A 25,333-nucleotide genomic window follows, 5' to 3' on the forward strand; every position below is an offset into this window, starting at 1 on the left:
ATATAATGCTCATTGAACAGCCACTTTCTTTATATATTCATATTCCATGGTGCGTGGAAAAATGCCCTTACTGTGATTTTAATTCTCATGCCCTACCGCACAATAAATCTAAGCAAGAAAATGGCCTGCCTGAAGATGCTTATGTCACGGAACTCATCAAAGATTTAGACAGTGATATTAAACGTTTTTCGCTGGAGAGCCGTCAACTACATACTATTTTTATTGGTGGAGGCACACCGAGTTTATTTTCAGCACGCGCTATCGAACGCTTGCTTTCACAAGTTTTAAAACGTTTTGATCATGACGATAATATTGAGATCACCCTAGAAGCAAACCCAGGCACGGTTGAAGCCGAAAAGTTTATTGGTTTTTTCAATGCAGGAGTGTCAAGGTTATCGGTGGGTGTACAAAGTTTTGAATCTGACAAATTAATCAAACTCGGGCGCATTCATGATAGTCAACAAGCAAAGAATGCTGCTAATCTTGCCGATAGCTGCGGCGTACAAAGTTTTAATTTAGATTTGATGCATGGTTTACCTAATCAGACAATCGCTAATGCCTTAGACGATTTAAAAACTGCTATTTCACTTAATCCCCGTCACTTATCTTGGTATCAATTAACCATAGAGCCTAATACTGCTTTCCATTCAAAACCACCGAAACTACCAATGGATGAAACCTTATGGAAAATTCAAGATAAAGGTTTTGAATTATTAGCTCAAGCGGGTTATCAACAATATGAAATATCGGCCTTTAGCCAACAAGGTTATCAATGCCAACATAATTTAAATTATTGGAAGTTTGGTGATTACCTCGGCATTGGTTGTGGAGCCCATGGAAAAATATCAGACGTAGCGCAACAAACCATTTACCGCACCGTAAAAGTCAAGCACCCTAAGGGCTATTTAGATCAATCGAGAGCACATCTTGATCATTTAAATATCGTTGAACAATCAGAGCTGCCTTTTGAATACATGATGAACCGTTTGCGTTTATTCTCATCTTTCACACTTAATGAATATCAAGAAGCTACTGGCTTAGCCGCCGATACAATAATCACTATTTTACATCAAGCTAAAGCTAAAAACTTGATGGAAAATCAAGATGATAGTTGGCGAGTCACTCAGCAAGGACATCGATATTTAAATGATTTACTCGAGATGTTTTTGTCATGAATGAAGATTTGATCATAACCGATGAGCAACACAGTATTGATGAAAAATTCATGGCATTGGCGATTAAATTAGCTCACCAAGCAGAACAACACAACGAAATTCCCGTAGGCGCTGTGGTAGTGGCAAACGGTAACGTTATCGGTGAAGGTTTTAATCAATCGATTATGTTAAACGATCCATCAGCACATGCTGAAATGATAGCCATTCGCCAAGCAGGTAAAGTGCAAAATAATTACCGATTACTCGATTGCACCCTATACGTAACACTTGAACCTTGCCCAATGTGTGCAGGATTATTAGTGCATAGCAGAATTAAGCGCATCGTTTATGGTGCTCTAGACTTAAAAACAGGCAGCGCTGGAAGTGTTTTTAATATTACAGGTAGTGAAAAACTCAATCATCAAATTCCAGTGACTTCAGGGGTTTTAGCCGAGCAATGCAGTCATTTATTATCCGCTTTTTTTAAACGTCGTCGTCTAGAAAAAAAAGCATTAAAGCAAGCTGCTAAAACAAGTGAACGGCAATAAATAACCTGTGAAACTTTCATCGGCTCATCATTGGAGAGAATAACATCAATATGAATCGTCTTAAATTAATCCCATGTAGTAAAAAACAGCTAGAGATTGTACGCACTTGGTCAGCTGGGAAAAATGAATTGACCCAATGGGCAGGACCAAATATACGTTTCCCTCATACCCTTAACACATTTTTAACCGACCTAAAAATTCAAGAACTACCTAGTTACGGTTTAATAAACGATAAAAAAGAACTAGTTGCCTTTGGACAATACTATCAACGATTAGGTCATTGTCACTTAGGTAGGTTAATCGTAAACCCTGAATATAGAAGACAAGGTATTGCTAGCATTTTAGTAGAAACATTATCTGTGAAAGCAAAGCAGGATTTAAAGTTATCCCCTTTATCATTATTTGTTTATCAAAATAATACCGCAGCATTAACCTTATATAAAAAATTAGGTTTTATCGAAACATGCTATCCAGAAAAAATGCCTTTAGATGACTGTTTATATCTAACAAAAGTTGACTGTTGAAAACGAACATTGAAATAGAGTTGAGATAGGGACAAAGGTGTCACTCAAAAATATTCGAGTGATTACTTTGTTATAGATTGAGAGAGCGATTGATTTTCTTGAATAAACTGCACATGACGTCGTGCACTTACTTTATGTTTTTGTTGACTGATCAAACGTTTTCTTTGAATTGAATGAGATTTTTTTCGCATACAAGTCTCCTAATAAATTGAATGTTATATAAATACATTAATGGCATAAATACTTTCGACAATTAGTTTTTAGTGATCGCTAAATAAAACGATAACAAGTATTTACTTTTACAACCTAAGTATCTATGAGTTATATGACCAAATGATGACAATAAAAATTTCACCACTAATTTTTATTGCTTAACGATTATTAAAAAAAATCAAACAAGCAAAACTACTTCGGGCTGGTTGCAATATCGCTAGTCTTTTGGCTATTTGGGATGGCCTCTTCTAGTAATGCTTTTTCCGCCTCTTGTAATTTCAGCGCTTCTTCTTGTTTTAACTCAGCTTGTTGTTTGTTATCCATCCAAGTTAAAGTGTCATAGTATCGTCGTATATTATCCACATAATTAATCGGTTCATCGCCACGAGCATAACCGTATTTGGTATTTTTATAGTATTTTTTCTGTTTTAATAATGGCAATCTGTCTTTTACTTCCACCCAACGATCAGGGTCACCGCCTTGTTGTTTCGTTATTTTACGAGCGTCATTTAAGTGACCTAAACCAACATTATAAGAAGCAAGTGCAAACCAAAGTCGATCTGGATGTGGCACTCTATCAGGCATACGTTCAAACATTTGCTTAAAATATTTAGCCCCCCCTCGAATACTTTGTTCGGCATCTAAACGACTTTTAATGCCCATTTGTTTTGCGGTAGGTAAAGTTAACATCATCATACCTCTTACCCCCGTATGTGAACGAGCATGTGGTTCCCAGTGAGACTCTTGATAACTAATTGCGGCTAATAAACGCCAATCTACGTCTTGACTATATTTTTCAAAAATAGCACGATATTTCGGAAGTTTTTCTTCAACCGCTTTGATAAAAGTACGTGTATCAACATAATTAAATTCTTCAACATGTCCATAATACTTATCGTCTAACGCCAGCAATGTCCCGTTATGATGAACGCTACCAAAAAAATCAATTAAACTTGCAAGAATTGAATCATCTCCTGTATTAGCAACAACCCATGCCATTGGCTCAGATTTTTTGATGGTAAAACCTATACTAATTTCCGGATAATAACGTCGACTGACGGCTAAGGTATGACTATCAACTATGGTATAATCAATTTCTTCCGCTAATATTTTTAAAAGCAACTCTTCATTATCGAGTTCTTCGCTTTCTTGCCATTTCAAGCCTGCATGGCTTTCGGACAAACGAGTAAGATTTTCGACATGACTTGAGTTCGCTGTCACCATGATAGTGCCGGTAAGATCTTCTAATTCTCTCGGACGTTTTTTACCTTGTTTAAAAACGAGTTTTTGACTGATATTGTTGTAACTGGGTGCAAAATCATACTTTTCTCGACGATTTTCTGTGACGGTAAGTCCAGCGGCAAGCAAGTCGACTTCGCCTTTATCTAAACGGCTAAAGAGTTCGTCTAAGCTGTAACTTGCCATGATTTTTAAATCTACGCCTAACGAGTCAGCATATTTTTTTGCTAATTCGTACTCAAAACCTGTGTCACCTTCAGCACCAACATAATAACTGGTTGGCCCATAAAGGGTGCCAACCACAAGATAGCCGCGTTCAAGAATGCGCGATAAACTAGCTGATTTTTTTTCCGGATTACACCCTTGTAGCAATAGTATTGATACTATTGTACAAACAAAAATGCTAAGTCTGTTTTGCTTCATATAAAATTGATTTTGCTTCATAAGCACTTATTGTGGCTTGGTTTTATTTTTTGTGAAAGTATTATTTCAGTATAGCTAATTTCTGATAATAATTTTGCTTATCATTGACTTCAATATCCACTATAATACGCGCGATTTTTTCCCCTAATTTAATTTACTAGTGAGTAAACAAATGGCGATGTTGATCCAAACACTTCGTGGCGCTCCGGCACTATCAGATTTTCGTATCAAAAAACTGTTAAACCAATGTGCTGAGTTAAACCTTCCTATCAACGATATTTATGCGGAGTTTACTCACTTTGCTCAATTATCATCGGCATTAGATGATACTGAAACTAAGGTACTGGCTAAATTATTAACCTATGGCCCAACCATAGAAGAACATGAGCCTGTTGGACAATTTATTTTAGTTACGCCTCGCCCTGGTACTATTTCTCCTTGGTCATCAAAATCAACCGATATTGCTCATAACTGTGGCTTAGATAAAGTAATACGGTTAGAGCGAGGGATTTCTTATTATGTTTCTGCGGATGAACTAAATGAACATCAAAAGACGCAATTAGCAAGTTTGATTCATGACCGTATGATGGAAACGCTTTTTAATGATTATCAAGAAGCAGAACAATTATTTGCCACAGCTGAGCCGGGTCATTTTACATCTATTGATGTGCTTTCTGGCGGTCGTGCAGCATTAGATAAAGCAAACGTAGATTTAGGTCTTGCCCTTGCAGAAGATGAAATTACTTATCTTGCTGAAAACTTTGCTAAGTTAGGTCGTAACCCTAACGACATTGAATTATATATGTTCGCCCAAGCAAACTCTGAGCATTGTCGTCATAAAATCTTCAATGCTGACTGGACTATTGACGGAGTTAAACAACCAAAATCATTATTTAAAATGATCCGTAATACCCATGAAATCAACCCTGATTATGTGTTAAGTGCTTATAAAGATAATGCGGCAGTTATGGTCGGTAGTGAAGGCGGACGATTCTTCCCTGATCCTGAAACCTTAGAATATGGCTATCATCATGAAGACATTCAAATTCTAATGAAAGTAGAAACTCATAACCACCCTACCGCGATTTCTCCTTACCCTGGAGCCGCAACAGGATCTGGTGGTGAAATTCGTGATGAAGGTGCAACCGGTGTTGGCTCAAAACCCAAAGCGGGATTAGTCGGTTTTTCTGTATCAAATTTACGTATTCCAGGTTTTGAACAACCGTGGGAAACAGACTTTGGCAAGCCTTCACGCATTGTGTCAGCCCTCGATATTATGATGGAAGGCCCATTAGGTGGCGCGGCATTTAATAATGAGTTTGGACGCCCTGCGATTTTAGGTTACTTCAGAACATATGAAGAACAAGTTAACTCATTTAACGGTGTTGAAGTTCGCGGTTATCACAAACCTATCATGCTTGCCGGTGGTTTAGGTAATATTCGTGACGAACATGTCCAAAAAGGTGAAATTAGTGTTGGCGCAAACCTAATCGCTTTAGGTGGTCCAGCCATGAATATCGGCTTAGGCGGCGGTGCAGCATCTTCGATGGCATCAGGTCAATCGGCTGAAAACTTAGACTTTGCTTCAGTTCAACGTGAAAATCCAGAAATGGAAAGACGCTGTCAGGAAGTCATTGACCGTTGTTGGCAATTGGGTGATGACAACCCTATTTTATTTATTCACGATGTGGGTGCTGGCGGTTTATCCAATGCTTTCCCTGAATTAGTATCAGATGGTGGCCGTGGTGGTAATTTTGAACTACGTAATGTACCCAATGATGAACGTAGCATGGCCCCGCATGAAATTTGGTGTAATGAATCTCAAGAGCGTTATGTATTAGCGGTTTCTGATGAACGCTTAGCCGACTTTGAAGCTATTTGTAACCGAGAAAGAGCCCCTTTTGCTGTCGTAGGTAGAGCAACAGAAGAAGAGCATTTAACGGTAACGGATTCTCACCATAACAATACACCTATCGATCTACCCCTTGATGTTCTATTAGGTAAAACGCCTAAAATTATCAAAGATGTAAAATCCGTAAAAGAAACGGGTGAAGCGTTATCATTAAATGATATTTCCATCAGCGAAGCTGCTGATCGATTATTACGCTTACCGACCATTGCTGAAAAAACCTTTTTAATTACCATTGGTGATAGATCGGTAACGGGTATGGTAAACCGAGATCAAATGGTTGGCCCATGGCAAGTGCCTGTGGCGGATTGTGGCGTGACTGCAGCAGCATTAGATTCTTATCATGGTGAAGCAATGTCACTCGGTGAAAGAACGCCCGTTGCTTTGCTTAACTACGGCGCATCTGCTCGTTTAGCAATTGCCGAGTCTTTAACGAATATTGCTGGTACGGACATTGGCGATTTAAATCGTATTAAATTATCAGCAAACTGGATGTCTCCAGCCGGTCACCCTGGTGAAGATGCTGGTCTTTATGAAGCCGTTAAAGCCGTTGGTGAAGAATTATGTCCCGCATTAGGGTTAACTGTTCCAGTTGGTAAAGATTCAATGTCGATGAAAACCCAATGGGATGAAAATGGTGAGCAAAAGTCGGTAACTTCGCCACTTTCGCTTATTATTACCGCTTTTGGTCGTGTGGAAGATATTCGTAAAACAGTGACACCAGAGCTTCGTAGCGATAAAGGCGACACTCGATTAGTTGCCATTGACTTATCGGGCGGAAAAAATCGTTTAGGTGGCTCATGTTTAGCTCAAGTATATAAACAGTTAGGCGATGAAACGCCTGATGTTGATAACGCAGAGCACTTAAAAGGTTTCTTTAATGCTATACAAACCTTAGTTCGCGAAGAAAAATTAATCGCCTATCATGACAGATCAGATGGTGGATTATTCACAACGGTGGCTGAAATGGCTTTTGCCGGTCATACCGGTGTTGATATCGATCTTTCAAACTTAACTATGACTGATGGTGGCAGCGATTTAGAAGTATTGTTTAATGAAGAATTAGGTGCGGTGATCCAAATACGTGAAGCAGATGTAGATGATATTCACGCGACTTTTGAAAAGCACGGCATCTTATCGCTTTGTACCGATATTGGTCGTTTAAATGATTATGACATGATCACTTTTAAACGTGATGATACCGTAGTTTTAGAAAATACTCGTACTTATTTCCGCACTATTTGGGCAGAAACAACCCTTAAAATGCAAGCTTTACGCGATAATCCAGAATGTGCGCAACAAGAATTTGATGTTAAGTTTGATACAGAAGATCCTGGTTTAAACGTCGAATTAACTTATGATATCAATGAAGACATTGTCGCTGATTTAATTGCAAAAGATGCAAAAGACATTACCAATCCACGCGTGGCAATTCTACGTGAGCAAGGTGTTAACTCGCATGTTGAAATGGCAGCATCATTTGACCGTGCTGGTTTTATTGCAGTAGACGTGCACATGTCAGATATTCTCTCAGGTCGTACTGATTTAGCAGATTTTAATGGCTTAGTTGCTTGCGGCGGCTTCTCTTATGGTGACGTTTTAGGAGCTGGTGAAGGTTGGGCAAAATCTATTTTATTTAATGCGAATGCGCGCGAAATGTTTAAAACCTTCTTCCACCGTGAAGACACATTCTCTTTAGGGGTATGTAATGGTTGTCAAATGTTGTCAAACCTGAAGGAAATTATCCCAGGAGCACAAGCATGGCCACATTTTGTCCAAAACAAATCAGAGCGTTTTGAAGCACGTTTTTCACTCGTTGAAATTCAAGAAAGCCCGTCGATTTTCTTTAAAGGTATGGCTGGCTCTCGTATGCCAATTGCGGTGTCTCACGGTGAAGGTCGTGCTGAGTTCACATCAGAACAAGCCATTGCTGATACCAATAATTCGGGTACAGTTTCAATGAGATACGTGAATAATTACGGCGACGTAACAGAAACTTACCCAGCTAACCCTAATGGCTCACCCGATGGTATAACTTCTTTAACAACTACAGACGGACGAGTAACTATTATGATGCCTCATCCTGAACGTGTATTTAGAACTGTCGCAAACTCTTGGCACCCTGACGAGTGGCAAGAAGACTCACCTTGGGTAAGAATGTTTAGAAATGCGCGTAAGTTTATTGGTTAGTATCAATTAACCGATAAACTTCCAGAAATAGAATAGGACTAAGCGAGGCTTGGTCCTTTTTTATTGCTGAGTAATAAAATATTAATGAATTACGCCCGGTTTTAACGCAAGCAAATCACAATCAAGTTTGCCTAAAACAAAGTCAATCGTATGTCCTTGAATCATTGATAAAATACCTTTATGTTCTCCACAACCTAAAACCACGATATCAGCATCCATTTTTGACGCTTGTTGGGGTAATAAGTCATCAACTAGCCCCTGCTCTATATGCAAATTATCTTTATTCAAATGATGTTTTTCAGCAAGTAATGTTAAATGTTCAGAATGGCTAGAAAACTTACTTTTTTCCGGTTGAACATCAATTGTAGGAAAAGACATCAAACAACTTTCTAAATAACAGTTTAATAAATGAATATCCCCATCTAATAGGTGAGCAACATAACAAGTACTATCGACTATTTCTCGGTTGAGCCTTTGATGTACTAGTGTCTCCTCTTCTGTTTCAATAGCCGCTAAAATTTGCCCTTTATTATGCCATGTTTTATTTTTGACAAACATCGTCGGAATATTAGAAGCATACAGTAAATTTGAATTTTCATGTCCGTCAAATGACCACAAACTTTCATCTTTATTCTGGTATTCACATACCACTAAATCACAGTTATTTTGATTAAAAAAACTATGCAAAATCTTGTTTTTATCACCTACATTAAATTTCTCACAACTAATATTTATACCTTGCTGATGAGCTGATTCAACGAGTTTATGCAATAATATAAATTCTTTATTTTGAGCTACTTCAGCTTTTTTTAACCATTTATTAATATAAGAAGGACTCTTTTCAAAGTACAAAACTTTGAGATTTGCATGGCTAATATTCGCAAGTTGTATTGCCTTTTTAATAGCCGGGAACCCTTCATTTTTTGAGTGTGCTAAAGCCAATATGTTGTTAATACATTCCATCGAAATAACTCCCAATGACGTTATTTTACTTATTTCTGAATAATAAACATTAGCTGAATTGTAAAAAAAACCTAAATAAGAATAAGACTGATTTAAACTAAAAAAAGCTTCGTTAGAGTAAAAAATTGTAAAATTATTAACTGTAAAGTATTCACACTGAAATGCTTATTAAAATATGACTTAAAATGAATATGTTATAAATTATTCCACCTTATAATTTTTGTTATCACTGTTAGCTTTCAAACGTCATTTCAAAAGATCAACTTTTAAATTGTAAAGATTTTTATACAGAAATAAAAATATTAAAATACAAAGTTGTTGCACTTGCAATATAATTTCGATTGGTTATTCTGTCAAAAACCATTGATAGGAAATCAACTATTATGCAATCTCATGACGCTGACCCGCTTACAGATTACATTGAGTATTCTTGTGAAGAAATGCTTGCTCGCTCAGAAACATTTTATGCCGAAATAAAGCGCCGCCATTCGATCCGCAGCTTTAGCAATCGTCCGGTCCCACAGGCTGTGATTGAAAACTGTATCAAATCTGCAGCTACGGCACCAAGCGGTGCCAATCATCAGCCTTGGCATTTTGTCGCCGTTCATAGTGACGATATTAAAAAACAAATCCGTGAACAAGCAGAAAGCCATGAGCGGAGTTTTTATGAAGGTCGAGCGGGTGAAGAGTGGCTAGATGCTTTAAAGCCTTTAGGCACTGATGCCAATAAACCCTACTTAGAAGAAGCACCTTGGTTAATTGCTATTTTTAGCCAAAAAAAGGGCGGTATTCATGCCGATGACAATAATACTAATTATTACGTCCATGAATCGGTCGGGATTGCGACTGGTTTTTTAATTAACGCACTGCATTCTTCTGGCTTAGTTACCTTAACCCACACCCCTAAGCCAATGTCTTTTTTAAGTAAAATTTGTCAACGCCCTGAAAATGACCGTGCTTACATGTTAATTATCACAGGTTATCCTGCTGAAGATGCCACGGTGCCACATCATGCTTTAGTCAAAAAATCTTTCGACGAAGTGTGCACCATTTTATAACGAACAAATAATTACGACAAAAAAAGGAATGCTGAGTTGGCATTCCTTTTTTCAATATTGAGTCAAATCTATTAACTACAATCAAGTTCAATGTCAGTACATTTTTTTGCACAACGTATCGTCGACGGTTCGTCTAAATGGCTCAAGTTTATAGTCAAGTTTTGCTTACATTGCGGACATTGGCTAATCCGGCCCGCTAACACTTTTTTGATGAAATTTTTTTGCTGATGAAAAGAGTCACTGGTTGACTTATTAAATGACTTTAATTGAGTATGTTCAAACATAACCACTATTTGTTTTCGCTAACGCAATACCAACCATCAAATTTTCCTTTTAATGGCTCAGAGCTAGTTTCTAATAAATGCTGATAAGCCGACAGGTTTTCATAAGTAGCCGGCATTTCTGGGTAAGCGGTGATTTCCCATGGGTATTCTTCGCTTTCTTGATAACTACAAAAAGATAATTTTTGATTATTTTCAAGTAACAATTGGCCAAATTTCAATGCCAATTCTTGATCAGGAAAAATTACAGAAAATTCTATTTCTCGTGCTTGTGAAAGATCATCGCCGTCTAACAACATTTGCCATAAAGCATCACCATTATTATCACTTGGGAAAAGTGTTAGGTCACGTTCCATTTATTTTGCCTTTTTTGTGTCTATGAGCGTTAACACAGCGCCATAGCACTTCAATACCGTATTTAGTTACCGTTAAGTTTAATAGTAAAGTTGGTAAATTAACATGTAAACTTTTAGCTAATTTCATTAAATGATAAAACCCATTATTTAATGTTCGAATTCTAGAAGCTAATTGCTACAATACGTTTTTGGGTGAAGTCCTTGTTAACTCTAACAACCCACTTGCTTTGACCAGCATAATTTAATGAAACTAAGCTTACATGATAAAATTTGAACGCCATATTAATGTTTCGACGGATAACCTCAATTTACTTGAGTTATTAGCCGAGAGTTGCAGTGAATTTTCACTAAGTAAGGCGAAATTAAAAGACGCAATCAATAAAGGCGCCTTGTGGTTGTCACGCGGTAAATATACGCAACGCATTAGAAAAATCAAAAAAAGTCTACAACCACATGATGTTATTCACTTTTACTACGATGAAAAAGTGTTGAATCAACTTCCTCCGCAAGCACAGTTAATGGCAGACCTGAATCAATACAGTGTGTGGTACAAACCATACGGCATGTTAAGTCAGGGGTCGAAATGGAGCGACCATTGCACTATTGCGCGCTGGGCAGAAACTCATTTATTACCCCAAAGACCGGCGTTTATTGTTCATCGGTTAGACCGAGCTGCATCGGGCTTAATCATCATTGCTCATAGTAAAAAAATGGCACGAGCTTTTAGCGAAATATTTGAAAATCACCATTTACAAAAAATTTATCAAATAATTGTCCACGGAATTTTACCTGATAACTTTGATAATAAAATGGGTTTAGAAGTCACTGAAAAGATTGATGATAAAAGTGCCAAATCTACTTTTTACCGACAAGAGGTCGATCAACAAACTCAATTAACTTTAGCGAAAGTAAGCATTGAAACCGGTAGAAAACATCAAATAAGAAAACACGCGGCGAGCATTCATTTACCTGTGGTGGGAGATAGATTGCACGGCGATCAAACCAAGAAAATACCTGAGACAGTAAATTTACAATTGTGTGCAGTTGAATTGCAGTTTACTTGCCCTGTCAGCCAAATAGATAAACATTTTAAATTACCAAGTCAATTATCATTATCGTTAACCGACTTGGTTAATTTATTGAGATAAATCACCGACAACACTATGCAGGGCTGTAAGTAAAATCATCATCGCTGAGAAGTTGTAATGTATCGCCAACGATATCGCTTTGCGATAGTTCAGACAATAATGCGAAACCTTGCTGACGTTGTTCAAGGGTTAGCGCTTGATAAGGCAATCTAAAGTTTGCAGAAACTGCGTTTGTCATCATTAAAGCCGTATTAATAGCAATAGGATTTGGCTCACAAAACAACCACTTCATTAAGCCATTCATTTCTCCATTCAATGAATCATTTTTTTCATCCATAAGCTTACGCATTAAACCTGGGACTATATTAGACGTAACCGAAATAACGCCGTGCGAGCCAAATTGATGACGACCATCATGACTTTCATCATCATTACCAGACCAACAGGCAATACCTTTCTTTTCATAATAAGCAATACGTTCGTTGCCCGCACACTCTTTTACCCCGATAAAATTCTCTAGTTCAGCTAATGGTTCAATAATATCCGGTGTTAAGTCTTGACCCGTACGACCTGGCACGTTGTAAATAAACGCCGGTCCAATTGCTAATACTCGTTTAAAGTGTTCAATAACACCCGCTGTAGATGTACGACCATAATAAGGGTTGATTTGTAAAGCAGCGTCCATTCCCATCGCAAAGCCATTTTCAGTGGCTTTAATAGCTTCACGGGTATTATTACTACCGGTATTACCCACAATAATTAACTTTTCGCCATATTGATGAACACTATGTGCAATTAACATTAAGTGCTCTTCCCAACTCAATAAATGACCTTCACCGGTTGTACCTCCAACAATAATACCATCAACACCTGCAGCTATTTGCTCAGCGATTAATTTATCGTACGTCGGTAAATCAATATCACCATTGCTGTGGTATGGGGTTTTTATCGCGGTAATTAAACTAGCGGCTTTTAATTGCTTCATCCGTAATCTCATGTATTGGGTTAAATATTTAAAGGGTGGAAACTAGCAGTGGGCGATCTTATCAATAACGCGTCTAAGGATAAACACCTCATTGCTAACAATATGCTTATATTTAAAAAATTGATGGGTTAATTCTAAGACCTTATAGGCATGATAATTATTTTGGTCAGCTAAATCTGCGGCGTATTGTTCATCATCGATGTATTCTGCTTTTGCTATAGTAAAATGGATATCACCAACAAGTCCCCAATCACCAAACTCGATCGAGTGTTCTATTACTTCACCTTGCTTTCCATGGATTGAAAAAGCAAATTCATATGCCCCATCTTCAGACATTTTAGCAAGTTCTGTTTGAATGGCGCCATCTGGTAGCACTTCGCTACGATACCAAGAACCAAATAATTGTTGCCGTTGAAAATTCATCTTTGAAAATAATTAATTTCTTTACCGGCAATAATACGCTATTCATACATACTAGGCATTAAAAAAGCGACAATAAGTCGCTTAAATTAACTACTTTTTTAACCATAGGTCAGCAGATATTAATTTTTCCGTAATTTGACACCGCCATTAACACTTTCAATAGAAATACGTATATCTCCAGAGCCAATCGTTCCGTGTAAATTTTTACCAGAGAACATGTTTTTATTAACCGATAAGCCAAAGTCATTTCGGATACTTCCGTTCATCGTATCTATTTCAACATCGGCATTAATTGACTCAGGTAAATTTAATTCTATACGGCCGTTAACGGTATCTATAGAGATATCGCGTAAATCATTGGATAGCGACTGATAGGTGGCGACTATACTCCCGTTGACGGAATTGATTTCGCTGTCTTTTGTTAAGCCTTTAGCCTCAATAGACCCATTGACTAAATCAATATTGACCTCGCCTTCTACGCCTTCAACAATTAATGAGCCGTTAACTAAATCAATAGAAGACAAGCGAGTATATCGTGGCACCATCACGGTATATTCAACACTACCGGAGTGATTCCTCCCCCACCCTGATGATTTTTTATAATGCGTTTCAACACTTATACCACGATCATTCTCATTCATTTCAATCGTGATCCTTTCTCGTGCAGCTTGATTTTTAGCTTTAATAACAGCATTCACTTTAATTTTATCATTATCCCAAGCACGTATTTCCACATCACCATTGACATTATCTAAGCGAAATTCAGTTGGCTCTGCTACTGTAAATATTTTAGTAATTTCATCATGTACTTCCGCCGTTGCAGTACCACTAAGTATTGATGTCAACAAAACGAAACCAACAACACTACTCATATTTAATAATTTCATCTTTATTCCTTTTCTCATAAACTTGATTTATACCATTAGTAACAACAAATAATAAAAAGGTTTAAATACCCTCAGTAAATAGTTAAATTACTTTCCTAGCGTGAGTATTAATAACAGGGACACAGGTTTGGATAATCTTAAGATTCAATTGCTTTTAACCGGAAATGAATTGATGGTGGGAGATATTATTGATTCAAATTCTGCCATGATTGCACAATATTTATTACCTTTAGGTGCTTCGATTGAGCGGAAAGTAACGGTGGCAGATGACATAGAGTTACTCATTCATGAAATTCAAACAATAAGTAAACAGGCCGATGTACTGATCATTAATGGTGGTTTAGGTCCAACAATTGATGATTTAACCGCACAAGCACTTGCCAAAAGCTGTCAGCTGCCTTTAACAGAACACCCTAGTGCTGTTAACCATCTACAAGATTGGGCGAGTCGTCGCGGCATTCCTTTAGATAAAACAAACCTAAAACAAGCGATGCTTCCCCAAAGTGTCAATATTATCGAAAATAGGACGGGAAGCGCTGTCGGTTTCCATCTTAATTTTCAACAATGCGATATATATTGTACACCTGGAGTACCTAGCGAATTAGCCATCATGCTCCAAGAAGAAGTGATACCGTTAATACAACCCAAATTATCACAACATCAGCATTATCAGGTATTACGACTTCATGTTTTCGGGCTAGGTGAATCAACTTTACAAGCGTTATTAGTAGAAAAATTCCCTGCGTGGCCAAAAGAAGTTGATATTGGCTTTAGAGCTTCTTCACCCTTTTTAGAATTAAAATTAACGATTCATCAAAAGCAACATATTGAGAGTTTAACAACGTGTCGAGATAAACTTTATCATTTATTAGGGGATCATATTTTATCCCAACTGAATGATAAAACGCCCACCATGGCAGAATACGTATTACACTTATTACAACAAAAAAATCAAAGTATTTGCACTGCGGAGTCTTGTACCGGCGGTTTGATATCAAGTTTATTGACGAATATTGCTGGTTCTTCCAAATCATTTGAAGCGGGATACGTTACCTACTCCAATAAAGCTAAACAACAGATGCTAGATGTCAGCAATGAAACACTTCAACAATATGGTGCTGTTAGCGAACAAGTGGTTATCGAAATGGCACAAGGTGCATTAGCGAAATCTGATGCTACTTATGCAATTGCTGTTTCTGGGATTGCTGGTCCAGATGGTGGTTCGAAAGAAAAACCAGTCGGCTCTGTATGGATAGCCTGGGGAAGTGACAAAAAGATCAAAACCGTTTACCTTTGTATAAAAGGCACAAGACGTTACTTTCAAACGGCTGTAGCCAATAGAGCATTAGATTTAATAAGACGAGAATTAATTGCTAGTACGCAACAACCTTATTATTTTAACTAAAAAAGAAAGGCATAAGTCACACGCCATAATAGTAACTTTTTCATGTGATAACTTGTTATTTATTGCGTATTAAATCAAAACTTTATATATTTATATTAATCTAAACTAAACTGTCACAAAAAAAAGGCAATAGGGTGTGAAAAATATTGGCTATGAATAAAGATATTTAGTGTCTTAACAGGGAAATCCCGATAATTTATTAGCCTTTAACATCATCATAAAGCTATTTAGGAGTATATTTTGATTGAGAAGAATTTTATCACCAGTGGTAGAAACACAATCATCCATAAAATTCGTAAGTTTGATTTATTAATCATCAATGGTGCTCACCCGGTTGTGGTAATCAGTAATAGAGGTATTGGCATATATAACGGAGAGATACCTCGAAAAAAATCAGATGCAAAAAAAGCTTATCAAGATGTTGTTGATGTTGCCTCTACCGATGTATTCGGTGAAGAGAAAACGTTGATATTTATCCAAGCATTGGATAATAAAGAATATAAAATTGATTATTCTAAAGTTGGCACCAAAAACTTCATTAGAATTCATCAAGAAAATTATACTTAACATTCTTTGTAATAAAGTAATAATTAAGTAAAAGAGAGCTTATAACGTGACCATAGCGTGTTTAGAAATCAATAAAAAAGATAATATCGACTTATTATTGCAACCAGTAAAAGACGATAAGTTGATCACTGAAGTTACAATCAACGAGCTTATTGAAAATTCAGAATATTCTGATTTATATGTTGATAACGGTAACATTAAAAACGCTATCGCTGAATTAAACAGCGTTTTAAAACCTCTACAAGCGAACCAATCTGGTCGCGAGATACGATATCAAGTTTTAGAAAGACGTGACGCCAAGATTTCCATTGAAATAGATAAAGATGAAATGTCTGCTACCGGTGAAATATCCACAGCGTTAGGTGGTAAACATTTATCTGCAAAAGCAATTCTTCATGCCGCACAAAAAGCCGGAGTGACTAAAGGTTTTAGTAAAGAAGAATTAGTAAAACTTGCCCAATACGCTGCAAAAGAGCCACCGGGTTCTATTGTTAAAGGCAAAATAGCACTAGGTAAAGACCCGATCAATGGTCAAGATGGCAATATAAAGTTATTGGTTGAAAGCGCGCAACAAAGAATACTTAAGCCAAAAGAAAAAGAAGATGGCTCTGTTGATATGCGTGATTTAGGCGACATAATTTGCGTAAGAGTTGGCGATCCATTAGCGAAAAAAATCCCTCCGACAGAAGGCATAAAAGGTTTTTCTGTTACCGGAACGCCATTAGAGCCGGTTCCTGGTGAAGACGTTTCATTAAATGTAGGTGAAGGCACAACCATCAGTCCTAAAAATAAAGATGTGTTAGTTTCAACCCGAGTGGGTTTACCGCGTGTTATTGATAACGGTATGGAAGTTGATGAAGTCTATAAAATCAAAAACGTCGATGTGAGTACCGGACACATTCAATTTGAAGGGAGTGTGATCATTGATGGTGACGTTTGTGAAGGGATGAAAGTGATCGCAAGCGGTGATATTTCTGTTGCTGGTTTTGTTGAATCGGCGTATTTAGAGTCAGGCGGTGATATCACGATTGGCGGCGGCATAATCGGTAAAAAACAAGATGTTGAAGATCAAAAAATGACCGACATCATCATGAGTGTCTCCATTAAAGCGGCTGGGAAAGTTTTCGCTAAATATTGTCAATATGCTGATATTGCTTGTAAAGAAATGCGCATTGAAAATCAAATGATGCATAGCATCATAAATGTAGAAGATAAATTATGGTTAGGCACGGAAGATAAAGCAAACGGTAAATTAATTGCGGGCTTTATTAGTGCTGGGAATTCAGTTCATGCTGGCACTGTTGGGGCTACAGCGGGAAGCACAACCATTATTACTTTTGAGAAACGTTTAGAAGAAATCCAAGAAAAACTCAGCGCAATAGAAGAAAAACTAGAAGTTGAATCTAACGCGACCAATGAATTAAAAGAAGCGAGCAACAAGTTAAAAAAATTACCAAAAGATAAAGTGAACCCAGAAGTGTTAAATAAAGTCATGTCTACTTATAAACATCACGCGGAACGCATGGGAACTTTACTTAACGAAAAAGAAAGTGTCGAAGAAGAAATAAATAATTATATGGCCAGTGTTTTTGTCGAAGCAAGTGAGCGTATTTATCAAAGTGTGCAGTTAATTATCGGTGAATATCATGATAAAACCAAAAGAGAATATGGGCCGAGTAAAATGCGCTATAAAGAAAGAAAAATAATAATAGATCCCATCGTAAATTCTTAATGCGTCTTTCGATACATGTATAAATTTTTTCGTAATTTAGCACTAGTTAGCACTTCACTGTTTATACCGCATGCTTTAGCTCACCAATGTGATATAAACCTGAATTACGGTGTGATCATTGACCCTACACATGTGCGAATAATTGATAATGGCAAAACCTATGTTCAAGTAAATGGCGCGAGCCAGTTATTCATAAACGGTAGTGAAATCCAATTATCCGCGCCTCAAAGACAACTGATCAAAGAGTATTTTTCCGGAATACGCAGTCAAATCCCTGAAATAGTTTCTATCGCGATTGAAAGCGTCGACGTTGGGCTAAACGTAGTGAATAAAGTCATCGCAGGGATCACCGGAGAAAACAGCGCATCTCATCAGAAACTGCAGAAACAATTCGACGAATTACAATGGCGTATCCGTACCCGCTTTAATCATAGCGACAATAGTTTTTATATCGCGCCTCAAGATTTCGATAATTTTGATGATGTGTTAGCCGGTGAGTTTGAAGAAGAAATTGAGGCTATCATTGCTAACTCAATCGGAACAATTGTTTCGGCTGTTGGAAAAGCGATGAGTAATAGTGATAGCGAAAGTAGTGAACAAAGACCTAATACCCATGTAAATAACATGGGGAATATTAGTAAAGAACTTAAATTGAATACCAAAGTCAGTACGATTGAATCTAAGGTTTCTGCATTTTGCCAACAATTAAAAGCATTAAATATCGTTGAGCAACAACTAAGTGACGATATTAATGCCCTTAAATCATTTAACTTAATTGATAAACATTAATCCTTATATCGTCACCGACTCCCCTTTTATGGTGTAATTTATCTATTGCGGTGTAATTTTCTCAACCGCTTGTGCAAATTTATTTTTAAATGGCTCCGAAGACTTAGTACATTCCGTCACTTTATAAACCTTTTGTTTTTCTTCAGATAAAGTTGTCATTGTCGTTGAATTTGTTAATGTTTTTGGTAATTGAGACAATTCTTTCGCATTAATAATTTGATACAGAATCGTTTTTTGACCACCATATAAAGTGACGAAACATTTTGTTTTAATCGTATTGTCTTGGATAGATGATTTTGCTATCCCTTGATGACTTACTATCATCAAAGTGGTACTCACCACGAAAAGTAATATTTTATTCATTTTACTGCTCCCAGCAATTACTGCTTGGTGTTTTCTTGCCCGTTTCAGTAATTGTCATTGTTTTACAATTGGTGTCTTTTGTTTGGGTGCCTTTGGCCGTAGCCGTTAATGTAAAAGTTTCACCAACAACCTTAGCATCAATACTATAAAAGCCACTCTCAGTGATATATGGATCGGCTGCTAAGCCTAATTTAGTCATATCAGCGGTATACGCGCGACTATCAACGTAAAGTTGTTCTTGTAAATTAGCAAGGCGAACTAACTCTCTTTGTCCTTCAGATCTATTGGATTTAAGAACAAAGTCTATGTATGACGGATAGGCCACAGAAGCTAATATACCAATAATAGCGACTACTATCAGCAGCTCTACTAAGGTAAAGCCCTGTAACTTTTTTATGTTATTTTTCATTAATTATTCTCATCAATATAAAGGTGTGTTCTCATCGTTTGTAAACTAAAACCCACAGGTACTATTTTTCGGCCAACAATAATATTGCCAACGGCTTCATCTATGGTGTTATCATCACCATCGTCTTCAGGTACGACAATTAAAGTTGGTGTCCCTAAAAATTGTTCACTGATGTAAACTTTTCGTTCATCACCATCGGTTATACCATCAGGATTTTCTGAATCCACCCAATTATATTTTTTAGTTCCAAGTGCTAAATCAACTGCATATAACCAGCCTTGACCACCTGGTATTTCACAAATCGCCTGATTACCAACCAATGATGGCGGCATAAAAGAAGTAAAATATGCCACGCCTTTAATAACAATAGCGGACTCGGTATTTTTTTCACCGTCTGACTTGCCAAAGTTTATATACCAACCTTGCTTCTGACTAACCGCAAGCTCTAAAGTATTTAGCTGGGTCGTGGTCATCGTTTGACCAAATGGATTGTTTGTATAATCATACAATTGGCTCATAGTGATCGCTGTTGGCGCCGGTATTGTTGGCAGAGTTTTACTTGGAAAAGATTGTGTTTTGATATTTTCATCTTTGATCATAAAGAAACTATCTTGTGTATCTTCTCCAAGTGGATTAGATCTATCGCCACTACCTATGAGGATTGCTTCATAAGGTTTTTCTTGTTTACTGGTAATTTTAGTCGTCGCACCTTCTTCATCGGTTACCGTTGTTTCGATAGTTTCAGTGATAAAAGTTCTAACAATTGAAGGTTCGTTAAAAAAACGACGGTCAGTATCATTTGTGGTACCTCCCAACGATGCTAACTTAAATACTGTCCATGGGTTATTAGCATCTGTTGGACTTTCATCTGGCATATCGACACGCCAAAGGTTTCCTCCAGTATCTCCGGCATATAAACGATCAACCAAACCATCACCATTACTATCTAACATGCCAATACTAGAAGGGATACTATCAGTTATCCCAGTAAATGTTGTTGTGCCACCGCTCGGTGCTAAACTCCATTTTAACGTACCTGTTTTTGCATCTACCATATAGATAGCGCGGCCTTTAGAATCATTTCCGCCCACACCAGCAGCGTCTTTTCCTGCATCATAACCACCACCAAATATTAATACTGGCTCTGCAGTTGTTCCCGTGACATTAAGCGCAGAATAAGCAATTTTAGGTTGCGACCATGATTGGCCTAATTCGCTAAATCCTGGGGTGTTGCTATCAATTTTCCATAAAAATTTAGGAGAGGTAGGCGATGTTATATCAAGTGCATAATACGATGAACCACCACGACGAAGTCCAAAAAAGATATATACTTTATCCGAACCATTAACAATGCCATCACCGTTTGCATCATTAATATAAGACGTTATACGCCCGTCAATGCCATATACTTTATCCGCAGATGAATAGTTATTTCTCAGATGTTTAATATTTGGGAAAAACTCTTTCGGTAAAAAGGCCCAATTCTCAGTCACCACATCGGTATCTGTATTATCTTCAAACATATGAAGCACGCCAGCATTTGTCCCTATGACAATACGGATACTATCACCATAATTCACCACTAAAGGTTTTGAATGTAATGGATCACCAAATACATCGTATCGCATGTCGGTGGTGGAATTATCATCATCTTCATCATCGACATCCATACCCGCATGCCAATTTAACGTATCATCAATTTCATCTTCTAAGACATCTAGCTCTGCTGCTAAACCTGCCGCATCAGTAAAAGCTTTTTCAGCATTTGAACGGTTAAAGGTTACTAAGCTATCTCCGTCAACCGTTAAATCGCTGTAAAGTGTTCTACTGGTCATATTTCGCAGCATATCTGCAACGCCACCTTCTGCAACTTTATCGCCATCTTTCGAATTGGTTTTTGACCAAAAGCTGGTGACACTGTCTGAAAAATGCCCTGTATCATCATTCAACGCCGCTACACTTGACTGCCCTACTTGCTCACCACCTATGACTTTATATTTTTTCAAATTACCTTGCCATCGTGGGCCATTTTGCGGATTAAACATGGCGTAGTAAACGGCATTTAATGTTTCTGTTCTATCAAAGTTATTTGAAGCAACAGAGGCCGAGGTTAAACTATCGTTACTCGGTTCTAATTCACCGAGTGCAGTTAAAAGTGCCGCCGTTAACTGAACACTATCCTTAGCTTTAAAGTATTGCCCTCCACCTCTTGAAGCGGTTTCTTTTAAAAGATCTGCTGCACTATCCGCACCTTTACTAAATCCTATAGTAAAGGTACTCACTTTCTGAGAGCCGTCTAAATCGACATTAACATCGTAATCATTCATCCAACCTGCTAAGCCTGCTAAATAATTACTTTTATATTTTGTGCCATTAAAATTTACTGTGCTTTCATCTACCTCACTCGTTAGCGCTTTAATTTTTGTATCCGCACCATTATCATACGTTGGCTCACCATCGGTAATTAAAATAACATAAGCTTTACCATTACAATTACTAAACGGTGTGATGTATTTACCGCTACTTTCTATAGAAGTATCTCTTGGCGGATTATTCTTTTTATAAGAACCTCCTTGGCTCTGATCATCATCGCCAAAATCTACCGCTTTACCAGCAAAATAATTATAAGCTTCGTAAAGAGACTCACAAAGCGGTGTCCACGTTTGCGCTTTTAATTCATCATTGATGATTTTTAAAAATGCAGCTTGTTTGGTGTTATCAAGTTCATCAATACCAAAAACTATACGCCCACCATTAGGATCTGTTGATTTATCACCATCATCATAATTAAAAATCTGCAAACCAAAATCTACCGATGGGGCTGATTTAATTACATTGGTAATACTTTCTTTCGCTTGATCTAAACGGGATCTGGAAACTTGGGCTATATCTTCACCATGATGCCAGCGTAAATAATTGTCAGTATATAATGTCACTAAGGTACCAGACCAACTGACATTAGAATCATTGACATCAGCAGTATGATAAACAGGATTTTTTTTGTCACCTTGGTTATCAACAGGATAACCAGAATCTAGTCCATCTACATTGGTAGGATCTTCATTCGTGACGTCATCTTCACAATCAATCACTTCAATATTAGCACCATTGTTGTCAGGTAATTCTTCCCATGTTCCTGTATTACCTTTTAACGAATACTCGCGAATATGCCCAGTATAAAAACCTGTAGTAGCTAAAATATCTCGTGCCGTTTGACAGCTATTTATTTCATCTAAAAAGCGACGTGATTCACTTGGGCTATCAGGTACAGGTAAACTTACACCATCAACGCCGCCTTTAACGAAGTAGACAAACTTATCAGACAGAGAGTTTAAGCCACCAACCGCGTCATATTCAGTGTCAGGATCATAGGATGCGTTAACATTTTCTTTTGTTCCCATACTGCCGGAATTATCAAAAATAATTAATACCTGCGGGCGTTGAGCTAACTGTTTAACCGTATCACTAATATAGAGCTCAATATCTTCTCCGATTGAAAAAAAAGACAAAGTGAGTGCAGACGTTAAAATCAGCGTTAGAATTTTCTTCATATTCCTATCCCCATGAATCGAATGAAAACATTATTTTAGTAACTGCTGAGCCACCCCAGAGTTAACATCAATAGTATTTACATTGTTTCGACCATAATTACGATTTACTTGAACTCTTAATACATTACAAGTAAAAACCTGAACCGAAGAGGCAGATCGAGAGTGGGGGCAATCGGCCTCTAGCCTTAAATCATTATTTGCCACATCAACACTTGCTGTGGCGCCCGTTTTTGTACCTGGTAACAATAAAGATTGATCTGTATTGGGAAAATTTGCCACCACAAGTGGTTTAGCAAACTCATTAGTTTGACCCGGAGCTACTTGATTATAGATCACTTCATCAATTGCGCTGACTGCTTCTTGCGTGGCAACCAATTTTTCTTCACTGGCCCCTGACATTTTCATATCTGAGGTAGTATTTTGCATTAAAGCTGCAGCAACTGCGGTTAATGAAATTAAAAAGATCAAAGATACAATCAGTACCGCGCCTTGTTGTGTATCTTTTAAAATACGAATGTTACGAATGCTATCTACCATGAATCAACCCTCGCATTAAATAAAGTGACTGTCGAACTGAATAATAACCGACGGAAATTATCATTAGGTGTAACGGACAAATCCCCTAATAAATACGTATTATCATTGGTGTAATTATTATCAGGTAAAACACTTCGAGCAAGTACAAACACTTTTACCGCCAATATATTTGAGTTTGTCGAATTATTCCATAATGCTTCAGTCATATTATCAGCCGAAATAAAAGCATTGACGACACCATCATCGGTGGTATCCACCCCATACATAAAACGGATCATTTCAATGCCATCTATGATAGGAGAAAAAGTCATCGAGTTCGTTAAGCGCCCTTTCATCAAAACTGGCACGCTGATCGTGCCTTGCACTTGTTCAGTGACGTAATATACATGATGCTGATATTCCCAAATTTGGCTGTTGTCAACGCTTGGTACCGCCGAACCTCCATCAAATAACTCACCATCGCTTAAGTTGGTGATTAAATAATAATTATCTGCTGTAATATCGGCAGGTAACACGGGCGTTGAAATAACCCGTTTTAATTGTAAGATATCTGAGCCAGCTTTCGCTGGTGCCGATGTAGCAAAACATCCCAAAGGATCATCAGTGGTAGCCGTTTCTCCCCAAAGAGTTCTAAAATGTCCTACAGCCACAGGAAATGTTCCATTGTTAATACCGTCTCCCTGACATTCATTACCAGGAGCTCCCAAAACAGCACCATTTAAATTAGCTAAATCAAAGGTACCAACATAGTCGCCCCAAAAATCTTGTCTTAGTAAATCATCGGATAAAACAGTTAATGCAAATCGTCCATTTTCTTGTAACTCACCATAAGTAGACGTTTCTTTGGTTGTCGTTTTCATACTGACAAAAACGCTTAATACGCCAGCAAGTAAGCCTAAACCTACCGCTAATGCAATAAATAATTCAATTAAGCTAAAGCCTTTATGATGAGAATAGTTAAATGTTTTCATATTAATTTATAAACGCCTCAACAACGACTTGACGTCTTTTATCCCCACCCGTACCACAAGCATTCACTTTTTTACTATCTGAAATGTCAACCCGTCCTTGCCAGCTAACCACAACCGTAATCGCGTTAAGTGTATTACTAATACATGCCCTACCGCCCACTAATCCACCTGTTTTAGTTGTACCTTGGGTAACATTTGCCCCCATTAAAGCAGCTTCCCACTCATAAGTATCATTGATCACCATTTCAGTAGGAGTACATAGACTAGCAACCGTATTACAACGTTTAGCAGGTACTGCATCTAATGCAACGCCATAATCTGTTTTCATATACCCTGCAATAGTTGCCGGACCATTACTACGCATTCTTTCGATAATGTCTTGAGCTAATGCAGAAGCTAAAGAACGTTGCATAGCATCAAAACTGCCTTTTTTAACGGTGGCCTGCATAGCCACAGCGCCTAACACACCTGTTACAAGTATAAAGAGTGCAACAAGTACTTCAATAAAGGTCATACCGAGTTGATTATTATTTTTATATGCTTTTTTCATATCCCTTCCTTTGTGAATAAATTACAAGGATCCAAATAACAACAAGAACGTATTATCTGTTGAGCATACATTGATTTTTTGACAAGTGGAAATGTCGATATAAAAGAAACATTTAATATCGAGAAGAAAAGCTTATATGTGTTAAAAATCACCAACGTGAACAGCATTAACCCATACCTTACATCCATATAACAAATAGTCATCCAACAAAAGACGCA

General features: G+C 37.5%; 24 protein-coding genes. 10 read left to right on the forward strand and 14 right to left on the reverse strand.

Features of this window, described 5'->3' with window-relative positions; all coding sequences use genetic code 11:
- The first annotated feature begins 5 nt into the window (after window positions 1-5).
- Genes hemW through RM573_RS02155 form a run of 3 tightly spaced genes read left to right on the forward strand, consistent with a single transcriptional unit; the run spans window position 6 to window position 2,226 of the window.
- Entirely contained in the window at window positions 6-1,175 is a 1,170-nt protein-coding gene (gene hemW, locus RM573_RS02145; protein WP_311576503.1) for a radical SAM family heme chaperone HemW, read from the forward strand.
- On the forward strand, window positions 1,172-1,702 hold the full coding sequence (gene tadA, locus RM573_RS02150; protein ID WP_311576507.1) for a tRNA adenosine(34) deaminase TadA: 531 nt from the start codon (window positions 1,172-1,174) through the stop codon (window positions 1,700-1,702). The genes hemW and tadA overlap by 4 nt, the downstream gene beginning before the upstream one ends.
- Window positions 1,703-1,752: 50 nt before the next feature.
- Entirely contained in the window at window positions 1,753-2,226 is a 474-nt protein-coding gene (locus RM573_RS02155) for a GNAT family N-acetyltransferase (RefSeq protein WP_311576510.1), read from the forward strand.
- 62 nt (window positions 2,227-2,288) lie between these two features.
- Here RM573_RS02155 and RM573_RS02160 read toward each other — a convergent pair whose 3' ends face one another.
- Both RM573_RS02160 and mltF read right to left on the reverse strand, forming a co-directional pair.
- Window positions 2,289-2,417, reverse strand: a complete 129-nt coding sequence (locus RM573_RS02160; RefSeq protein ID WP_311576513.1) for a hypothetical protein — start codon at window positions 2,415-2,417, stop codon at window positions 2,289-2,291.
- Between the two features lie 214 nt (window positions 2,418-2,631).
- Entirely contained in the window at window positions 2,632-4,101 is a 1,470-nt protein-coding gene (gene mltF, locus RM573_RS02165) for a membrane-bound lytic murein transglycosylase MltF (RefSeq protein WP_311576516.1), read from the reverse strand.
- Window positions 4,102-4,273: 172 nt separating this feature from the next.
- Here mltF and purL point away from each other — a divergent pair, with 172 nt between their 5' ends.
- Window positions 4,274-8,200 carry a phosphoribosylformylglycinamidine synthase gene (gene purL / locus RM573_RS02170; RefSeq protein ID WP_432280194.1) on the forward strand — a complete coding sequence of 1,309 codons (3,927 nt, stop codon included), beginning with the start codon at window positions 4,274-4,276 and terminating at the stop codon, window positions 8,198-8,200.
- Window positions 8,201-8,281: 81 nt separating this feature from the next.
- On the opposite strand, the gene RM573_RS02175 is transcribed toward purL, so the two are convergent.
- Window positions 8,282-9,163 carry a universal stress protein gene (locus RM573_RS02175; protein ID WP_311576519.1) on the reverse strand — a complete coding sequence of 294 codons (882 nt, stop codon included), beginning with the start codon at window positions 9,161-9,163 and terminating at the stop codon, window positions 8,282-8,284.
- A 383-nt stretch (window positions 9,164-9,546) separates the two neighbouring features.
- On the opposite strand from RM573_RS02175, the gene RM573_RS02180 reads away from it, so the two are divergent.
- A complete protein-coding gene (locus RM573_RS02180) occupies window positions 9,547-10,221 on the forward strand; it encodes a nitroreductase family protein (RefSeq protein WP_311576522.1) in 675 nt (224 codons plus the stop codon).
- A gap of 71 nt (window positions 10,222-10,292) precedes the next feature.
- Here RM573_RS02180 and RM573_RS02185 read toward each other — a convergent pair whose 3' ends face one another.
- Both RM573_RS02185 and RM573_RS02190 read right to left on the reverse strand, forming a co-directional pair.
- Window positions 10,293-10,505: a hypothetical protein gene (locus RM573_RS02185; protein WP_311576525.1), complete on the reverse strand. Its 213-nt coding sequence runs from the start codon at window positions 10,503-10,505 to the stop codon at window positions 10,293-10,295.
- Window positions 10,506-10,510: 5 nt separating this feature from the next.
- Window positions 10,511-10,858 (reverse strand): ribonuclease E inhibitor RraB, encoded by a 348-nt coding sequence (locus RM573_RS02190; RefSeq protein ID WP_311576528.1) that lies wholly within the window; start codon window positions 10,856-10,858, stop codon window positions 10,511-10,513.
- A gap of 260 nt (window positions 10,859-11,118) precedes the next feature.
- Between RM573_RS02190 and RM573_RS02195 the strand changes: the two genes are divergently transcribed.
- Window positions 11,119-12,006 (forward strand): pseudouridine synthase family protein, encoded by an 888-nt coding sequence (locus tag RM573_RS02195; protein WP_311576532.1) that lies wholly within the window; start codon window positions 11,119-11,121, stop codon window positions 12,004-12,006.
- A 13-nt stretch (window positions 12,007-12,019) separates the two neighbouring features.
- On the opposite strand, the gene dapA is transcribed toward RM573_RS02195, so the two are convergent.
- The 3 genes from dapA to RM573_RS02210 form a co-directional block, all read right to left on the reverse strand.
- Window positions 12,020-12,931 (reverse strand): 4-hydroxy-tetrahydrodipicolinate synthase, encoded by a 912-nt coding sequence (dapA, locus tag RM573_RS02200; RefSeq protein ID WP_432280195.1) that lies wholly within the window; start codon window positions 12,929-12,931, stop codon window positions 12,020-12,022.
- Window positions 12,932-12,973: 42 nt separating this feature from the next.
- Window positions 12,974-13,354 carry a hypothetical protein gene (locus tag RM573_RS02205; RefSeq protein WP_311576539.1) on the reverse strand — a complete coding sequence of 127 codons (381 nt, stop codon included), beginning with the start codon at window positions 13,352-13,354 and terminating at the stop codon, window positions 12,974-12,976.
- A gap of 119 nt (window positions 13,355-13,473) precedes the next feature.
- Entirely contained in the window at window positions 13,474-14,241 is a 768-nt protein-coding gene (locus RM573_RS02210; protein WP_311576542.1) for a DUF4097 family beta strand repeat-containing protein, read from the reverse strand.
- 127 nt (window positions 14,242-14,368) lie between these two features.
- Between RM573_RS02210 and RM573_RS02215 the strand changes: the two genes are divergently transcribed.
- The 4 genes from RM573_RS02215 to RM573_RS02230 all read left to right on the forward strand — a co-directional run bounded on the left by RM573_RS02215 (window position 14,369) and on the right by RM573_RS02230 (window position 18,734).
- The gene (locus RM573_RS02215) at window positions 14,369-15,646 is read left to right on the forward strand and encodes a CinA family nicotinamide mononucleotide deamidase-related protein (protein WP_311576545.1); all 1,278 of its coding nucleotides are present in this window, start codon (window positions 14,369-14,371) and stop codon (window positions 15,644-15,646) included.
- Window positions 15,647-15,886: 240 nt separating this feature from the next.
- Entirely contained in the window at window positions 15,887-16,213 is a 327-nt protein-coding gene (locus tag RM573_RS02220; RefSeq protein ID WP_311576549.1) for a hypothetical protein, read from the forward strand.
- A gap of 46 nt (window positions 16,214-16,259) precedes the next feature.
- Window positions 16,260-17,945, forward strand: a complete 1,686-nt coding sequence (locus tag RM573_RS02225) for a flagellar assembly protein A (RefSeq protein WP_311576552.1) — start codon at window positions 16,260-16,262, stop codon at window positions 17,943-17,945.
- Between the two features lie 15 nt (window positions 17,946-17,960).
- Window positions 17,961-18,734 carry a DUF2884 family protein gene (locus RM573_RS02230; protein WP_311576556.1) on the forward strand — a complete coding sequence of 258 codons (774 nt, stop codon included), beginning with the start codon at window positions 17,961-17,963 and terminating at the stop codon, window positions 18,732-18,734.
- A 42-nt stretch (window positions 18,735-18,776) separates the two neighbouring features.
- Here the strand turns inward: RM573_RS02230 and RM573_RS02235 are convergent, their stop codons facing one another.
- The 6 genes from RM573_RS02235 to pilV are packed head-to-tail and all read right to left on the reverse strand — an operon-like array spanning window position 18,777 to window position 25,115.
- On the reverse strand, window positions 18,777-19,097 hold the full coding sequence (locus tag RM573_RS02235; RefSeq protein ID WP_311576559.1) for a TapY2 family type IVa secretion system protein: 321 nt from the start codon (window positions 19,095-19,097) through the stop codon (window positions 18,777-18,779).
- Between the two features lies 1 nt (window position 19,098).
- Complete coding sequence (locus RM573_RS02240) at window positions 19,099-19,506, reverse strand: type IV pilin protein (protein WP_311576562.1); 408 nt, start codon at window positions 19,504-19,506, stop codon at window positions 19,099-19,101.
- On the reverse strand, window positions 19,506-23,057 hold the full coding sequence (locus RM573_RS02245; protein ID WP_311576566.1) for a pilus assembly protein: 3,552 nt from the start codon (window positions 23,055-23,057) through the stop codon (window positions 19,506-19,508). Before RM573_RS02245 ends, RM573_RS02240 begins: the two co-directional genes overlap by 1 nt.
- A gap of 30 nt (window positions 23,058-23,087) precedes the next feature.
- Entirely contained in the window at window positions 23,088-23,594 is a 507-nt protein-coding gene (locus tag RM573_RS02250) for a pilus assembly PilX family protein (protein ID WP_311576569.1), read from the reverse strand.
- Window positions 23,588-24,565 carry a PilW family protein gene (locus RM573_RS02255; protein ID WP_311576572.1) on the reverse strand — a complete coding sequence of 326 codons (978 nt, stop codon included), beginning with the start codon at window positions 24,563-24,565 and terminating at the stop codon, window positions 23,588-23,590. Before RM573_RS02255 ends, RM573_RS02250 begins: the two co-directional genes overlap by 7 nt.
- Window position 24,566: 1 nt before the next feature.
- Window positions 24,567-25,115, reverse strand: a complete 549-nt coding sequence (gene pilV / locus RM573_RS02260; RefSeq protein WP_311576574.1) for a type IV pilus modification protein PilV — start codon at window positions 25,113-25,115, stop codon at window positions 24,567-24,569.
- Window positions 25,116-25,333: the final 218 nt, after the last annotated feature.

Source organism: Thalassotalea castellviae (assembly GCF_031846185.1).
GTDB classification, from domain to species: Bacteria; Pseudomonadota; Gammaproteobacteria; order Enterobacterales; family Alteromonadaceae; genus Thalassotalea_H; species Thalassotalea_H castellviae.

Excerpts from the sequence above, each read along its gene's own strand:
- RM573_RS02235 (WP_311576559.1), bottom strand. The coding sequence starts at position 19,097 with ATGAATAAAATATTACTTTTCGTGGTGAGTACCACTTTGATGATAGTA.
- tadA (WP_311576507.1), top strand. The coding sequence starts at position 1,172 with ATGAATGAAGATTTGATCATAACCGATGAGCAACACAGTATTGATGAA.
- purL (WP_432280194.1), top strand. The coding sequence starts at position 4,274 with ATGGCGATGTTGATCCAAACACTTCGTGGCGCTCCGGCACTATCAGAT.
- mltF (WP_311576516.1), bottom strand. The coding sequence starts at position 4,101 with ATGAAGCAAAACAGACTTAGCATTTTTGTTTGTACAATAGTATCAATA.
- RM573_RS02160 (WP_311576513.1), bottom strand. The coding sequence starts at position 2,417 with ATGCGAAAAAAATCTCATTCAATTCAAAGAAAACGTTTGATCAGTCAA.
- RM573_RS02205 (WP_311576539.1), bottom strand. The coding sequence starts at position 13,354 with ATGAATTTTCAACGGCAACAATTATTTGGTTCTTGGTATCGTAGCGAA.
- RM573_RS02210 (WP_311576542.1), bottom strand. The coding sequence starts at position 14,241 with ATGAAATTATTAAATATGAGTAGTGTTGTTGGTTTCGTTTTGTTGACA.
- hemW (WP_311576503.1), top strand. The coding sequence starts at position 6 with ATGCTCATTGAACAGCCACTTTCTTTATATATTCATATTCCATGGTGC.
- RM573_RS02230 (WP_311576556.1), top strand. The coding sequence starts at position 17,961 with ATGTATAAATTTTTTCGTAATTTAGCACTAGTTAGCACTTCACTGTTT.
- RM573_RS02180 (WP_311576522.1), top strand. The coding sequence starts at position 9,547 with ATGCAATCTCATGACGCTGACCCGCTTACAGATTACATTGAGTATTCT.
- RM573_RS02245 (WP_311576566.1), bottom strand. The coding sequence starts at position 23,057 with ATGAAGAAAATTCTAACGCTGATTTTAACGTCTGCACTCACTTTGTCT.
- RM573_RS02255 (WP_311576572.1), bottom strand. The coding sequence starts at position 24,565 with ATGAAAACATTTAACTATTCTCATCATAAAGGCTTTAGCTTAATTGAA.
- RM573_RS02190 (WP_311576528.1), bottom strand. The coding sequence starts at position 10,858 with ATGGAACGTGACCTAACACTTTTCCCAAGTGATAATAATGGTGATGCT.
- RM573_RS02240 (WP_311576562.1), bottom strand. The coding sequence starts at position 19,506 with ATGAAAAATAACATAAAAAAGTTACAGGGCTTTACCTTAGTAGAGCTG.
- RM573_RS02175 (WP_311576519.1), bottom strand. The coding sequence starts at position 9,163 with ATGGAATGTATTAACAACATATTGGCTTTAGCACACTCAAAAAATGAA.
- pilV (WP_311576574.1), bottom strand. The coding sequence starts at position 25,115 with ATGAAAAAAGCATATAAAAATAATAATCAACTCGGTATGACCTTTATT.
- RM573_RS02195 (WP_311576532.1), top strand. The coding sequence starts at position 11,119 with ATGATAAAATTTGAACGCCATATTAATGTTTCGACGGATAACCTCAAT.
- RM573_RS02185 (WP_311576525.1), bottom strand. The coding sequence starts at position 10,505 with ATGTTTGAACATACTCAATTAAAGTCATTTAATAAGTCAACCAGTGAC.
- RM573_RS02155 (WP_311576510.1), top strand. The coding sequence starts at position 1,753 with ATGAATCGTCTTAAATTAATCCCATGTAGTAAAAAACAGCTAGAGATT.
- RM573_RS02250 (WP_311576569.1), bottom strand. The coding sequence starts at position 23,594 with ATGGTAGATAGCATTCGTAACATTCGTATTTTAAAAGATACACAACAA.
- dapA (WP_432280195.1), bottom strand. The coding sequence starts at position 12,931 with ATGAAGCAATTAAAAGCCGCTAGTTTAATTACCGCGATAAAAACCCCA.